The 13,434-nt window shown below is 67.4% G+C and carries 9 protein-coding genes; 6 read left to right on the top strand and 3 right to left on the bottom strand.

Annotation, left to right across the window (positions count from 1 at the left end; all coding sequences use genetic code 11):
• The first annotated feature begins 35 nt into the window (after positions 1-35).
• The 3 genes from treY to BJY26_RS08580 are packed head-to-tail and all read left to right on the top strand — an operon-like array spanning position 36 to position 4,994.
• Positions 36-2,432 carry a malto-oligosyltrehalose synthase gene (gene treY / locus BJY26_RS08590; RefSeq protein ID WP_179427383.1) on the top strand — a complete coding sequence of 799 codons (2,397 nt, stop codon included), beginning with the start codon at positions 36-38 and terminating at the stop codon, positions 2,430-2,432.
• Positions 2,429-4,294, top strand: coding sequence for a malto-oligosyltrehalose trehalohydrolase (gene treZ / locus BJY26_RS08585; RefSeq protein WP_179427381.1), 1,866 nt, complete (start codon positions 2,429-2,431; stop codon positions 4,292-4,294). Before treY ends, treZ begins: the two co-directional genes overlap by 4 nt.
• A gap of 4 nt (positions 4,295-4,298) precedes the next feature.
• Positions 4,299-4,994: a GNAT family N-acetyltransferase gene (locus BJY26_RS08580; RefSeq protein ID WP_179427379.1), complete on the top strand. Its 696-nt coding sequence runs from the start codon at positions 4,299-4,301 to the stop codon at positions 4,992-4,994.
• A 30-nt stretch (positions 4,995-5,024) separates the two neighbouring features.
• Here the strand turns inward: BJY26_RS08580 and glgB are convergent, their stop codons facing one another.
• The 3 genes from glgB to BJY26_RS08565 all read right to left on the bottom strand — a co-directional run bounded on the left by glgB (position 5,025) and on the right by BJY26_RS08565 (position 11,055).
• Positions 5,025-8,534, bottom strand: a complete 3,510-nt coding sequence (glgB, locus tag BJY26_RS08575) for a 1,4-alpha-glucan branching protein GlgB (RefSeq protein ID WP_179427377.1) — start codon at positions 8,532-8,534, stop codon at positions 5,025-5,027.
• A gap of 13 nt (positions 8,535-8,547) precedes the next feature.
• A complete protein-coding gene (locus tag BJY26_RS08570; protein ID WP_179429872.1) occupies positions 8,548-10,551 on the bottom strand; it encodes an alpha-1,4-glucan--maltose-1-phosphate maltosyltransferase in 2,004 nt (667 codons plus the stop codon).
• Positions 10,552-10,617: 66 nt separating this feature from the next.
• Positions 10,618-11,055 carry a DUF5709 domain-containing protein gene (locus BJY26_RS08565; protein WP_218852336.1) on the bottom strand — a complete coding sequence of 146 codons (438 nt, stop codon included), beginning with the start codon at positions 11,053-11,055 and terminating at the stop codon, positions 10,618-10,620.
• 103 nt (positions 11,056-11,158) lie between these two features.
• On the opposite strand from BJY26_RS08565, the gene mobA reads away from it, so the two are divergent.
• Genes mobA through BJY26_RS08550 form a run of 3 tightly spaced genes read left to right on the top strand, consistent with a single transcriptional unit; the run spans position 11,159 to position 13,397 of the window.
• Positions 11,159-11,791 (top strand): molybdenum cofactor guanylyltransferase, encoded by a 633-nt coding sequence (gene mobA / locus BJY26_RS08560; RefSeq protein ID WP_179427375.1) that lies wholly within the window; start codon positions 11,159-11,161, stop codon positions 11,789-11,791.
• 43 nt (positions 11,792-11,834) lie between these two features.
• Positions 11,835-12,809 (top strand): NAD(P)H-quinone oxidoreductase, encoded by a 975-nt coding sequence (locus tag BJY26_RS08555; protein ID WP_179427374.1) that lies wholly within the window; start codon positions 11,835-11,837, stop codon positions 12,807-12,809.
• A 48-nt stretch (positions 12,810-12,857) separates the two neighbouring features.
• Positions 12,858-13,397, top strand: a complete 540-nt coding sequence (locus BJY26_RS08550) for a bacterial proteasome activator family protein (protein WP_179427372.1) — start codon at positions 12,858-12,860, stop codon at positions 13,395-13,397.
• Positions 13,398-13,434: the final 37 nt, after the last annotated feature.

Below are 13,434 nucleotides of genomic sequence, written 5' to 3'. Positions count from 1 at the left end.
CTGAAATCCGGAATTCCGACGAACGAGAGGCGGCAATGAGGACTCCCGTATCCACGTATCGCTTGCAGGTGCGCGAATCGTTCGATTTCGATGCCGCCGCGGCCGTGCTCGATTATGTCCGCGGTCTCGGTGCCGACTGGGTGTACCTCTCCCCCGTCCTTCAAGCCGAGCCCGGCTCGTCGCACGGCTACGACGTCGTCCGGCACGACACCGTTGACGTCGAACGCGGCGGGCGGGAAGGCCTCCGCCGACTCGCCGACGCGGCCCACGGCCTCGGGCTGGGTGTACTGATCGACATCGTGCCCAACCACATGGGCGTGGCCACGCCGGCCGTGAACGTTTGGTGGTGGGATCTGCTCACGCACGGCCGCGGCTCGCGGTACGCCGAGGCGTTCGACGTCGATTGGGACGCAGCCGGCGGCAAGATCCGCATCCCCGTGCTCGGCGACGACAGCGATCCCGGCTCCGAGCTCGGCAAGCTGCGGATCGACGAGTCGGGGGCAGAGCCGGTGCTGTGTTATTACGACAACCGGTACCCGATTAGCCCCGGCACGCTGACCGACCGGGAGGGCGCGCCGGACGACGCTCACGCGGCAGGCTCCGCCGTGGCCGTGCACGCCCGGCAACATTACGAGCTGGTGAATTGGCGCCGCGCCGACGACGAGCTGAACTACCGGCGCTTCTTCGCCGTCAATACGCTTGCCGGTGTGCGGGTGGAGGAGCCGTGGGTGCTGGGCGAAAGTCATAGTCAGATCGGCAGCTGGTTCGGACGCGGGCGCGATGGCGCCGGCCCGGACGGCGCCGGGCCGGCGGACGACTCATCGCTTGCCGACGGCCTGCGCGTCGACCATCCGGACGGTCTCGCCGATCCGAAGGGATATCTGGAATCGCTGCGGACGATCACCCGCGACGCGTACACGGTCGTGGAAAAGATCCTCGAACCCGGCGAACGACTGCCCGGCGATTGGGCGTGCGAGGGCACCACCGGATACGACGCGCTCGGCGACATCGACCGCGTGCTGATCGACCCGGCCGGCAAACCGGGACTCGACCGGCTGGACGCCGAACTGCGCGGCACGAAATCCGGCAAGCCCGTGGACTGGCACGACCTGACCCACGACACGAAACGCGCCGTCGCCGACGGAATTTTGCGCTCGGAAGTGCTCCGGCTCACCCGGCTGATCGACCGTCCACGAGGCGATGCGGCGGATGCCCTTGCCGAGCTGATGGCCAACTTTCCGGTTTACCGGAGCTACCTGCCGGCCGGGTCGGAGCATCTGGACGCCGCGGTAGCCGAGTCGACCCGCCGCCGTCCCGACCTCGCCGGCTCTCTCGACCGGCTGCTGCCGCTGCTGAGCGATCCGATGTCACCGCTCGCCCGCCGGTTTCAGCAAACCAGCGGCATGGTGATGGCCAAGGGGGTCGAGGACTGCGCGTTTTACCGGTATTCGCGCCTGACGTCGTTGACCGAGGTCGGCGGGGATCCGTCGGTGTTCTCCATCGAGCCGGCCGAATTCCACTCGCGGCAAGAGCTCCGCCTCTCCCGCTCCCCCAGGTCCATGACGACGCTGAGCACGCATGATACGAAACGCAGCGAGAATGTACGCGCGCGGATCGACGTGCTGTCCGAAATTCCGGGCGAGTGGACAGAACTCGTTCGGGCGGTGCGACCAGAGACGGCTCTGGACGACGGGCCGCTGGCAAACCTGCTCCTGCAAGCCGTCGTCGGCAGCTGGCCGGCGACCCCGGACCGACTGCACGCCTACGCGGAAAAGGCCGCACGTGAGGCCGGCGATTCGACGACGTGGACGGCACCGGACGCCGCATTCGAACAGTCGATGCACGATTTTGTCGACTACTGTCTGGGCTCCGCGGCGGTGAAGTCGTTCGCGGACCGGATTGCCGCGCCCGCAGCGTCCAATATCCTGACGGCCAAATTGTTACAGCTGGCCGCTCCCGGCGTTCCGGACGTGTACCAGGGCAGCGAATTCGGCGACGAGAACTCGCTTGTCGACCCGGACAATCGCCGCCCCGTCGATTTCGACGCCCGCCGCGCGGCCCTGGCCCGGCTCGACGCCGGCGAACTGGCCGATGTCACGGATCCCGCTGCCAAACTCCTTGTGACGAGCAGGTCGCTGCGCCTCCGCCGCGACAGGCCCGACCTGTTCGGCGGCTACCGGGCTGTTCACGCCGCCGGGCGGCGGGCATCCCACCTGCTCGGCTTCGATCGCGGCGGCGCCGTGGCACTGGGCACGCGGCTACCTGCCGGGCTGGCGGCGTCCGGCGGCTGGGCCGACACGGTTGTCGACCTCGGCGGCGGCTACGTGGACGTGTTCACGAGAAGGCGTCGCACCGGAACCGTGCCGGTGGCCGACCTCTTTGCCGACTACCCTGTCGCCTTGCTGCGGCCGGCCGAGGAGGACGACCAATGACCGACTTTTCCGTGTGGGCGCCCACCCCCGATCGTGTCCGCATGTGGACCTCCGGCGCCGAGGGCGAACGCATCCATGATCTGAGACGCGGCGTCGGCGGGTGGTGGCATGCAGCCGATCTCGAGGCGCTGGATCAGGTCGAGGACTATGCCTACCTGCTCGGCGACGACGAGACGCGGATTCCCGACCCGCGGTCGCGCCGTCAGCCCCGCGGCGTCCACGAGCCGTCGCGCGTCGTTGCTGCCGGGCCTCCGACCGGGGACGACGCGGCGTGGCGCGGCCGAGAGCCGGCCGGATCCGTCATCTACGAGCTGCACATCGGCACGTTCACGCCGGACGGCACATTCGACGGAGCAATCGGCAAACTCGACTATCTGGCGAATCTGGGCATCGATTTCGTCGAACTGCTACCCGTCAACGCTTTCAACGGGATGCGCGGATGGGGTTATGACGGCGTGCTCTGGTTCGCCGTCCACGAGCCCTACGGGGGCCCCGACGGATACCGGCGGTTCGTCGACGCGTGTCACGCCCACGGCATCGGCGTCATCCAAGATGTCGTGTACAACCACCTCGGCCCGAGCGGGAACTACCTGCCCCGATTCGGCCCCTACCTGTCCGGCGGGCCGGGTAATACGTGGGGCGAATCGGTCAATCTGGACGGTCCGGGCTCCGACGAAGTGCGGCGCTACATCATTGACAACGCGCTGATGTGGCTCGGCGAATATCACGTGGACGGATTACGGCTCGACGCCGTCCACGCCCTGCGCGACACCCGCGCCACGCACATCCTCGAAGAATTGGCCGCCGAAGTCGGCGTGCTGCAGGCTCGGACCGGGCGGCCGCTGACGCTGATCGCCGAATCGGATCTGAACGATCCGCGGCTCATCACGAGTCGTGAAGCCGGCGGCTACGGCTTGGACGGGCAATGGAGCGACGACTTTCATCACGCCGTCCACGTCGCGGTCACCGGCGAGACTGCCGGATACTACGCCGACTTCGAACCGTTCGACGCGGTGGCGAAGGTCCTCCGGCGCGGGTTCTTTCACGACGGCACGTATTCGTCGTTCCGCGGCCGCCACCACGGACGCCCCATCGATACGCTCCGGATACCGACCTCGAGGCTCGTCGTGTGCATCCAAGATCACGACCAGATCGGCAACCGGGCAGCCGGGGACCGCCTCCACGCCACGCTCGGCACCGATGAGTTCCGTTTCGGCAAACTTGCTGTTGCCGCGGTGCTCAATTTGTCCGGACCGTTCACGCCGATGCTCTTCATGGGCGAGGAATGGGGCGCCGGCACGCCATGGCAGTTCTTCACCTCGCATCCCGAACCCGAGCTTGCTGCTGCCACTGCGGAAGGACGCCTGCGCGAATTCGAGCAAATGGGCTGGGACCCGGCAATCGTGCCGGATCCACAGGCTGAGAAGACTTTCACCGACTCACGGCTCGACTGGACCGAGCCGGACACCGGTGATCATGCCCGGTTGCTGTCACTCTACGGCGAGCTCATCGCAACCCGGAAGCGGCTTCCCGGCCTCGCCGATCCGCGGTTTGCGGCAATCGACGTGGACTACGACGCCGCCCGGCGTGGGCTCCTGATACGGCGGCCCGGAGCCCTGGTGGCGGCAAACTTGTCGGGCGACGAACACGCCGTCCGCCTCGCACCTGCAGCGGCGGACGCGGCGGCTGCGCCGGACTCGGCTTTGCCCAATCGGGCACTGGTCGACGAGGTTGATGACGGCTCGCGGCCGCGGATCGAATTGGCGACGACGGACGGCTTCCGGCTCAGCGATACGGAAGTGGTGTTGCCGGCGTGGTCGGCCGCCGTTCTGTCCGTTCCCCCGGTGGGCGGCATAGGGTGAAGGGATGGACGCCAACACCGAAGCGATAGTGCGCCTGGCTTGGACCAGACGCCTCGGGCTCGCCGATGACGCCATGAACGTGCCCGGAGAGCGGCTGTATGCGATAAGCACGGACGCCGTCAGCTTCATTTCGATCTGGGGGCGTCACGTGATGGCCGGTCCGGAGTGGGCGCGGCAACGGGCGGTCTCGGTCGCGGACGACGAGTTGACTACCCACGCCGGTCTGCTGGCTCTCACTGCGGATCGCGGCGGACACGGATTGGGCCCGGCGGTGCTTGCCTACGCCGACGTCGATACCGCGGTCCGCGACGTCGCGGATGACAAACCGCTGATCTCGAACGATCACGCCGACGTCCGCCGGCTCGAGTCGTTGTGTCCGCCGGACGACGTCAACGAGGCCGGCCTTTCCGCGCGCGAATCCGTCTTCGTGCTGCTTGATGACGATGCCGCTCCGGTTGCCGCGGCCGGGTTCGACGAATGGAACGCCATAGTTGCCCACATGGCCGTGCTGACCGCGCCGAACCATCGCCATCTTGGCGCCGGCGCCACCATTGCGGCGATTGCCACGAGTGAGGCTCTGGACGCCGGCCTCGTACCCGGCTGGCGGTCGCACATCGATAACAAGGGCTCCCGCCGGCTTGCCGCATCGCTGGGCTATGAAGAGGTCGGCACGCAAACCACCGTGTTGCTCGCCTCCTAAACCTTCCCGTCTCGCCCCTTCCCACTTCGGTTATGAGGCGGACGGCGTCAAATACAGCACCCCGAGCGGCGGTATCCGGATATCGGCATAAGCGGGCTTGCCCAAATACGTTCCGGTGACGGCTTCGATGGGGCCGTCGTTGCCCACTCCCGATCCGCCGTACGCCTCGGCGTCGGAGTTCAACCGCTCGTCCCAGCTCCCGCCGAACGGCAACGCCACCCGGTATCCCTCGTACGGGAGGCCGGCGAAATTCGCGATGCACACGAGCGCTTGGCCGGTCCGGCTCCAGCGCACGAACGACACCACGTTGCGCTCGGCGTCGGCACCGTCGAGCCATTCGAAACCGGCAGCCGAATTGTCCTGACCGTAGAGCGCCGGCGAAGCGCTGTAGACGGCGTTCATATCGGCGACGAGGCGTTGCACGCCCGAATGCCGAGGATCGTCCGTCAGCCACCAATCGAGCCCGTGTTCTTCGGACCATTCGGCTTCCTGCCCGAACTCGGTTCCCATGAAGATGAGCTGTTTGCCCGGATGTGCCCATTGGTACGCCAGGAACGATCGGACGCCGGCCAGCTGCTTCCATCGGTCCCCCGGCATCTTCCGCAAGAGCGACCCCTTGCCGTGCACCACCTCGTCGTGGCTGATCGGCAGCACGAAGTTCTCGCTGAACGCGTACACGATCGAGAACGTCAGCTTGTCGTGGTGATAGCTGCGGTACATCGGGTCTTGCGCGACGTATTCGAGCGTGTCGTGCATCCAGCCCATATTCCATTTCAGTCCGAAGCCGAGCCCGCCGGCGTCCGTCGGGGCCGTCACGCCCGGGAATGCCGTCGATTCCTCGGCGATCATGACGGTACCCGGGTGCAGCCGGTAGCAGGTCGCCGTGACCTCCTTGAGGAAGTCGATGGCCTCGAGGTTTTCCCGGCCGCCGCGTGCGTTGGGCGTCCATTCGCCTTCGCCACGCGAATAGTCCAAGTACAGCATCGATGCCACGGCGTCGACCCGCAGCCCGTCGATGTGGAATTCACTCATCCAGTACAGGGCGTTGGCCACCAGGAAACCTCGTACCTCGCGCCGGCCGTAGTCGAAGATGAGCGTGCCCCAGTCGGGTTGTTCGCCGCGACGCGGATCGGGGTGTTCGTAGAGCGGGCCGCCATCGAATTTGGCAAGTGCGAAGTCGTCCTTGGGAAAATGCGCCGGCACCCAGTCGAGGATGACGCCGATCCCGGTCCGGTGCAGCGCATCGACAAGATGCCGGAATTCGTCCGGATGGCCGAACCGGGCGGTCGGCGCGTAATAGGACGTGACCTGGTATCCCCACGACCCGCCGAACGGGTGCTCGGCGACGGGCATGAACTCGACGTGCGTGAACCCGAGCCGGGTCACGTAATCGACGAGTTCGACGGCGAGCTGCCGATAGTCCAGACCGAGCCGCCACGATCCCAGATGCACTTCGTACGTGCTCATTGGCGCATTGTGCGGGTCCCGCGACGAGCGCGCGCTCATCCACTCGTCGTCCGCGAACTCGTACCGGCTCGCCGTCACGACCGAACCGGTGGCCGGCGGGACCTCGGTACCCTGCGCCATCGGATCGGCTTTTTGCTTCCATGTGCCGTCGGAGCCGAGGATCTCGTATTTGTACACGGTGCCGGCGCCGACTCCGGGGATGAAAAGCTCCCAGACGCCGGACGCCCCCAGCGAGCGCATCGGGTGGGTGATGCCGTTCCAGTCGTTGAACGCTCCGACCACGCGCACCGATTGCGCGGACGGCGCCCAGACGGCGAACGCCGTTCCGTCGACGTCGCCCAACACGCCGGGATAGCGGCGTACGTGCGCGCCCAACACCTCCCACAGCGTCTCGTGCCGGCCCTCACCGATCAGGTATCTGTCGACTTCGCCGACCGTGGGGAGGAACCGGTACGGGTCGTCGACCTCGTTCTCGGTGCCGTCCGGATACGTCACGCGCAGCCGATAGTCGGGGATCCGGCCGTCGTCGGGCCGGTACGACCCGGCCCACAGCCCGTCCTGCACGTGTTCAAGCGGAACGACGTCGTCCGGCGTCACGGCCGTCACTGTCGAGGCCAAATGCTTCACCGTGCGGAAGGTGACCACGCCGTCGTCCTGATGCGCACCAAGCAGCCGGTGCGGATCATGATGGTTGCCGCCGGCCAGCCGCGCCACCTCATGCGCGTCGAGCCGGTCGTCCTGGCGGTCCGTCATGCTCTTCTCCTCCAGTAGGTCGGTCAGCGCGCCAAGCGGAACGGGGAGCCATTTGGGGCGGTGTCGTTCCTCGTACACTACTTCGTACAGCGCCTTGTCGATCAGCAGCGCGTGCAGCAGCGGGTCGCCGGCGTCGATAGCCGTGCCGGACTCGGCCGAGTACCCGGCCAGGAATTCGCCCGCAGCGCGCGCCGGCAAGCCCGGATCGACCGGATGACCGTGCAACGCGCCGTACCCGGCCGCGTAATCGAACGACCGCAGCATTCCGGCGACGTCGCCGAGTGCCGGGGCCGGACGGCGGCGGGCCGCAAGCGGTCGGAGCGGTTCGCCTTCGAAGTCGAGCATCAGCCACCGGCCGTCCGCCGCCAGGAACTGGCCGAGGTGCAGGTCGCCGTGCACGCGTTGGACGTCGCCGACGTGCTCGAGGCCCTCGATGGCCCGCCGGTGCTCGTCCAGCGCCGCGGCGTGCGGGTCGAGCAGCGCTCCGGCTTCGCGGCGCGCCCAGTCGACGCGGTCCAGCAAGGACGCGCGGACGTCGTCCGGCTCGGCACGGCGGGCACCGAACGACGTTGCCAGATCGCGGTGGACGCGAGCCGTGACCACCCCGAGATCGTAGGCTCCCGGAAGTCCGCGGCCCTCCGCGAACGCATCGGTGGCGAGACTCCAGCCGTCGGAGGCCCCCGGAACGTACCGGCCGGCCGATGCCAGTGTCGCCCGCCCCTCTCCCGCGGGCAGGTCGATCTCGAACGCTCCCAAGCACGCCGGGGTGTCGACGCTCCCGGCGGCCGCCAACGCGGAAGCGATCTCGACGTCCGGGTTCGGGCCGGGAGCGACGACGCGAAAGAATTTGACTATCACGGCGTCCGGGCCGGTGCCCAGGACGGCGGAGCTGTTCGTTTGTTCGGCAGTGATCGGGCGGACCGCCGCATTGCCCGTCAGGGCCACGCCGGCCTCCTCGTCACCGGCATGGTCGCCGTCCGCGGTGATCGCACCGGCCACCCAACGCACCATTGCCGGGTCGACGGCGCCGTCGTACACCCACCGCGGGCCGAGCGTGAGGTCGTCCACGCGTCCCAGCAGCGCGGCGTCCGGCGTGTCGGCCAACCGGTGCCGCCGGAACGTCAACGGCACGTGAAGCAGCGCCCGGCCGCCCGGCCACGTCAGTTCGATCAGCAGCAGCCGCCCGGCCACCTCGTCGCCGTCGTCGAACAGCTCGCGGAATTCGGCCGGGTGCGAGAACGCCGTCCCGGAGCCCGGGTACCAGCGGCGTGCGGGCAGCCAGGCGTCGAGCAAACCGGCAAGTGCCCCGCTGATCCCCACTGCAGATTCGTTCCTACCGGCCGGAGCCGTCGGCCGCCGAGACGACGAGGATATGCGCCGGCTCGATGTACGGGTCGAGGCGCACGTAGTTGTGCGCGCCCCACTCCCACTCGCCGTCGCTGAGCTGATCTCGCACGCGGTACGTGCTGCCGGTCGGCAGGCCCAGGGCTTCGACATCGATGTCGACGGTTGTCTCGCGGACGGCGTGCGGGTCGAGGTTGACCACGACGATGACTCTGTCGTCCCCGGTGCGTTTGGAAAAGGCGAGGATGGAGTCGTCGTCCGCGCGGTGCAGTCGAATATTGCGCAGCTCTCCCGTGGCCGGGTGGGCGTGACGGATTTCGTTCAGCCGCGTCAGATACCCGGCCAGCGACCTGCCGTCGGCTTCGGCGGCGGCAAAGTCGCGGGGGCGGTATTCGTACTTCTCGTTGTCCATGTACTCTTCCGAGCCCGGCCGGGCCACGTGTTCGCACAGCTCGTATCCGGCGTACACGCCCCACAGCGGGCTGCCCATCGATGCCAGCACGGCGCGGATCTTGAACGCCGGCGGTCCCCCGAACTGCAAATATTCGGTCAGGATGTCCGGCGTGTTGACGAAGAAGTTCGGGCGGAGGAAATCGCCGGAGTCGTCGCGCAGCTCGATCAGGTATTCTTCCAGCTCTTCGCGCGTATTGCGCCACGTGAAGTACGAATACGATTGCTGGAAGCCGGCCTTGGCAAGTGCATGCATCATGGGCGGGCGAGTGAACGCTTCGGCCAGGAACACGACGTCCGGATGCCGCCGCGCGACTTCGCCGAGCAGCCACTCCCAGAATTTGACAGGTTTCGTGTGCGGATTGTCGACGCGGAAGATCGTGACGCCGTGGGCGATCCAGAGTTCGACGATGCGCAGGACTTCCCGACGCAGACCGTCGTAGTCGTTGTCGAAATTGAGCGGATAGATGTCCTGATACTTCTTCGGCGGGTTCTCGGCGTAGCGAATAGTCCCGTCGAGCTGCGTGGTGAACCATTCGGGGTGCTCGGTGACCCATGGGTGATCCGGCGCGGCTTGCAGAGCCAGGTCGAGGGCGACTTCCAGACCGAGGTCGCGGGCGCGCGCCACAAAAGCGTCGAAATCGTCGAAGTCGCCGAGGTCCGGGTGGATCGCGTCATGACCGCCCTGGGCCGACCCGACCGCCCACGGCGATCCCGGGTCGCCCGGGGCCGGGTCGAGCGTGTTGTTGGGGCCCTTCCGGTTCACCGTGCCGATCGGGTGCACGGGCGGAAGATAAATCACGTCGAACCCCATGGCCGCGACGTCGTCGAGCCGCTCGGCCGCCGTCCGCAACGTGCCCGACGTCCAGGTTTTCGCGATCCGGTCGAACCGCGCGCCTTCCGATCGGGGGAAGAATTCGTACCAGGCGGCATTTCCGGCCATCCGCCGTTCGACTTTCACCGGCAGCGCTTCGGACGCCGTCACGAAATCACGGACCGGCAGCGCGGCCACGACGGCCCGCACTTCGGCTCCGAGCGCCGGCCCGAGCCGTTCGGCGGCGCCCAGGTCGGTGCGGTTCAGCTGATCCTTTGCCCGGCGCAACACCGCTTGGTCCGCGTCGCTCCGGCCCGCCACGGCGAGAGCCCGATCGAGCGCAACAACGCCCTCGGCGAGCATCAGATCGACGTCGACGCCGGCCGGGACCTTCGAAGTCGCGTCCCGCGCCCATGTGGCATACGCATCGGCCCATCCTTCGATGACGATCTTGGCGGGGCCGACCCGGGCCGGATGCACCGTGCCGGTGAACCTGTCGGTTCCCGGAACTTCTTCGACAAGGCGCACCCGTTCGATTTCCTCGCCGGTAGCTCCCAGCAGGACGGCGTGCGCGCCGACCAGGTCGTGGCCCTCCCGAAACACTGTGGCCCCGACCGGCACGCTTTCCCCGGCGATCGCCTTGGCCGGGAAGGCGCCGGCTTCGACGAGCGGGCGCGGGTCGGTCACGACGATGCGTCCGTAATGGCCCGGTGCGGCGTGGCGGGGCATTGTGACGAGACGGCGGGATTCGGACGATTGGGCCTCGGGGCGTTGAGTGGTCACGCTCTATTATGATCAGTCTTCGTCATCGTCGTCGATCACGTGCACGGCGGCCTCTTCCGCACCGGCCGCGCCGCCGTCGATTCCCATATCGGTCGCGTACACGTCGCCGATCGTTTCGCCGCCGTCAGCGCCGCTGCCGTTCTGCAACCGGCCGGCACGCCGGAGCCCGACTTCGCCGCCCACGCATTCGCCTTCGTCCTCGACCAGACTCATCTCGTAGTCGTCGGGCTCTTCCTGCGCCAGCCGATAGTCGAGATTCTGGCCGTACCAGTCGTCGTCGGTCGAATAGCCGCGACGCCAACCGACCGACGGGCGCTCCGGCGGGGAATACCCCTCATCGAGCAAATCGACCACGCCCCGGTCGTCGAGGGTGTCGCCGACCTGCAATTGATCCGAATCACCGGCGGCAGCCTGCCCCGGAATATTGTGCGTTTCCATTGCCTCGGACATCGCCGGCCTCCTTCGGCTCTCGCTTACCGCTCAGTATGGCCGATTGTCGCCGGGGATAAAAGCATCTTTGGCCACTTTGCCGGCTGCGATGCATGATTGAGACATGACCCGTGCACATATTCTCCGCGATGTGCTCGGGGTGATCGTGCTGGCCGGCGGGCAAAGTTCCCGGATGCGCGGGCAGGACAAGATGACCGCCCGATTCGGTTCGGACACTGTCTTGAACATGTGCCTGACGAACGTTGCCGGGCAATTCCCGGATTCGCCCATCATCGTAGTGGGCCCGTATCGCGAGCTACCGGCCGAGATGCCGGAATCTCGGGTGACGCGAGTCCGCGAAGACCCGCCCGGCGGCGGTCCGGTCCCCGCCATTCGCGCAGGAATGGACGCCGTTCCGTCGGACGCCGCGCTGGTAGCCGTGCTGGCCGGCGATATGCCCGAAGCGCCGGCGGTGCTCGGCGACCTCGTGCAGCCGCTTGCCACGTACGACAACCTCGACGTCGCGGTGGCTCGGGCCGGCGGCGCGGTACAACCGCTGCTGGCCGTTTACCGGCGTCGCACCCTGGCCGGCGTGCTGGCAGCCGACTCGTCGCTTCGGACGGCGCGCAGTTTGCTGACCGGCTTGCGCCACCGATTTGTCGAGGTACCCGAGCGGCTGTGCTACGACATCGACACACCCGAAGATTTGTCGGCGGCCCGTTCACGCATCGGGCCAACGCGACGGCGACGCCGATGAGGCACGATTTCCTTGACGGACCGAACGAAAGGACTGACCAGCCGTGCAGGCAATTGAAATCGATGAGACCGCGAAAACGTTGCGACCTTGCGAAATGGCGGAGCCGGAGTACGGCGAGCGCGATGTGCTCATCGACGTTGTCGCGGCGGGGATCAACCGTGCCGACGTGATGCAGCGGCAGGGCCTTTACCCCAATCCACACGGCGGCCCGAACGTGCCGGGTCTCGAGGTCTCCGGCAGGATCGCCGCAGTCGGCCGCGCCGTGCACCAGTGGAAGGTCGGCGACGAGGTGTGCGCGCTGCTGTCCGGCGGCGGATACGCCGAGAAGGTCGCCGTCGATGCCGGGCACGTGCTTCCGGTGCCGGCTGGCGTACCGCTCGAGGATGCCGCGGCCCTTCCCGAGGTGATGTGCACCGTGTATTCGAACGTGTTCATGACGGCGAATTTGCGCCCCGGCGAGTGGTTGCTGGTGCACGGCGGCGGTTCGGGGATCGGCACCGCGGCCATCCAGGTTGCCCGAGCGTTCAACGCGCATGTGGCAGTGACTGCCGGCAGCCAGGAGAAGCTGGACGCCGTCCGGCCGCTGGGTGTCGAACTGGCCATCAATTACCGTACCGACGATTTCGTCGAACGGATGCGCGACCGGACGGGTGACGGGGCCGATGTGATTCTTGACGTGGTCGGGGCAAAATATTTGGCCCGTAACGTCGAAGCGTTGGCGCCGTCCGGGCGTCTGGTCGTCATCGGGCTCTTGGGCGGGCGCAAGGCGGAACTCGACCTGAACAAGTTGATGGGCAAGCGGGCGGCGGTGATCGGGACGACGCTGCGGGCACGCCCCGATCAGGAAAAGGCGTCGATTGTTGCCGAGGTGACTGCCGAAGTGTGGCCGCTGATCGAGTCCGGGCGGGTTGCCCCGACGATCCACGCCCGGCTGCCGTTGGACGAGGCCGCGCGCGGGCAGCAAATGCTGGAGGATTCGACAAGTGTCGGCAAGGTCCTGCTCACGCTCGGCTCGTAGGATTCCGGTCGAACGACGGCACCTCTCGTCGAGTGACACAATGGGATCATGACTGATTCCGAGGAGGCATTGACCGGCAGGACTATCGATGGCGAGCCTGAGAAGGCCGAGGACGCCGAACGCGCCGAGGCCAGCCCGGTCGACGATGTGTCGCAACCCGCCAAGGTGATGCGCATCGGCACAATGATCAAGCAGCTGCTCGACGAGGTACGCGGTGCGCCGCTCGACGACAAGGGCCGCGCGCGCCTGGCCGAAGTGCACGAGCGTTCGCTCAAGGAGCTCGAAGAGGGCTTGTCGCCGGACCTGGTCGATGAATTGCATCGCATCACGCTACCGTTCGGCGACGATGCGACCCCGTCGGACGCGGAGTTGCGGATCGCTCAAGCACAGCTCGTCGGCTGGTTGGAAGGGCTTTTCCACGGCATCCAGACGGCTCTTGTCGCGCAGCAGATGGCCGCTCAGACGCAGCTGAATCAAATGCGCCAGCTCCCGCCGGGGGTCGACCCGGCCATGGCGGCGGCCGCAGCTCGGAAGCAAAAGGCCGGGGCGGACTCCGAGCATCCGTCCGGCACCGGGCAGTACCTGTAGCCGCAGGTCAATCGCGCCGGCGGCTTCCCGGGGTGCC

Origin of the sequence: Spelaeicoccus albus (assembly GCF_013409065.1) — a bacterium.
Lineage (GTDB): Bacteria > Actinomycetota > Actinomycetes > Actinomycetales > Brevibacteriaceae > Spelaeicoccus > Spelaeicoccus albus.
This window is presented reverse-complemented; position numbering and strand designations above follow the sequence as displayed.

Excerpts from the sequence above, each read along its gene's own strand:
- BJY26_RS08580 (WP_179427379.1), top strand. The coding sequence starts at position 4,299 with ATGGACGCCAACACCGAAGCGATAGTGCGCCTGGCTTGGACCAGACGC.
- treZ (WP_179427381.1), top strand. The coding sequence starts at position 2,429 with ATGACCGACTTTTCCGTGTGGGCGCCCACCCCCGATCGTGTCCGCATG.
- BJY26_RS08565 (WP_218852336.1), bottom strand. The coding sequence starts at position 11,055 with ATGTCCGAGGCAATGGAAACGCACAATATTCCGGGGCAGGCTGCCGCC.
- treY (WP_179427383.1), top strand. The coding sequence starts at position 36 with ATGAGGACTCCCGTATCCACGTATCGCTTGCAGGTGCGCGAATCGTTC.
- mobA (WP_179427375.1), top strand. The coding sequence starts at position 11,159 with ATGACCCGTGCACATATTCTCCGCGATGTGCTCGGGGTGATCGTGCTG.
- BJY26_RS08570 (WP_179429872.1), bottom strand. The coding sequence starts at position 10,551 with ATGCCCCGCCACGCCGCACCGGGCCATTACGGACGCATCGTCGTGACC.
- BJY26_RS08550 (WP_179427372.1), top strand. The coding sequence starts at position 12,858 with ATGACTGATTCCGAGGAGGCATTGACCGGCAGGACTATCGATGGCGAG.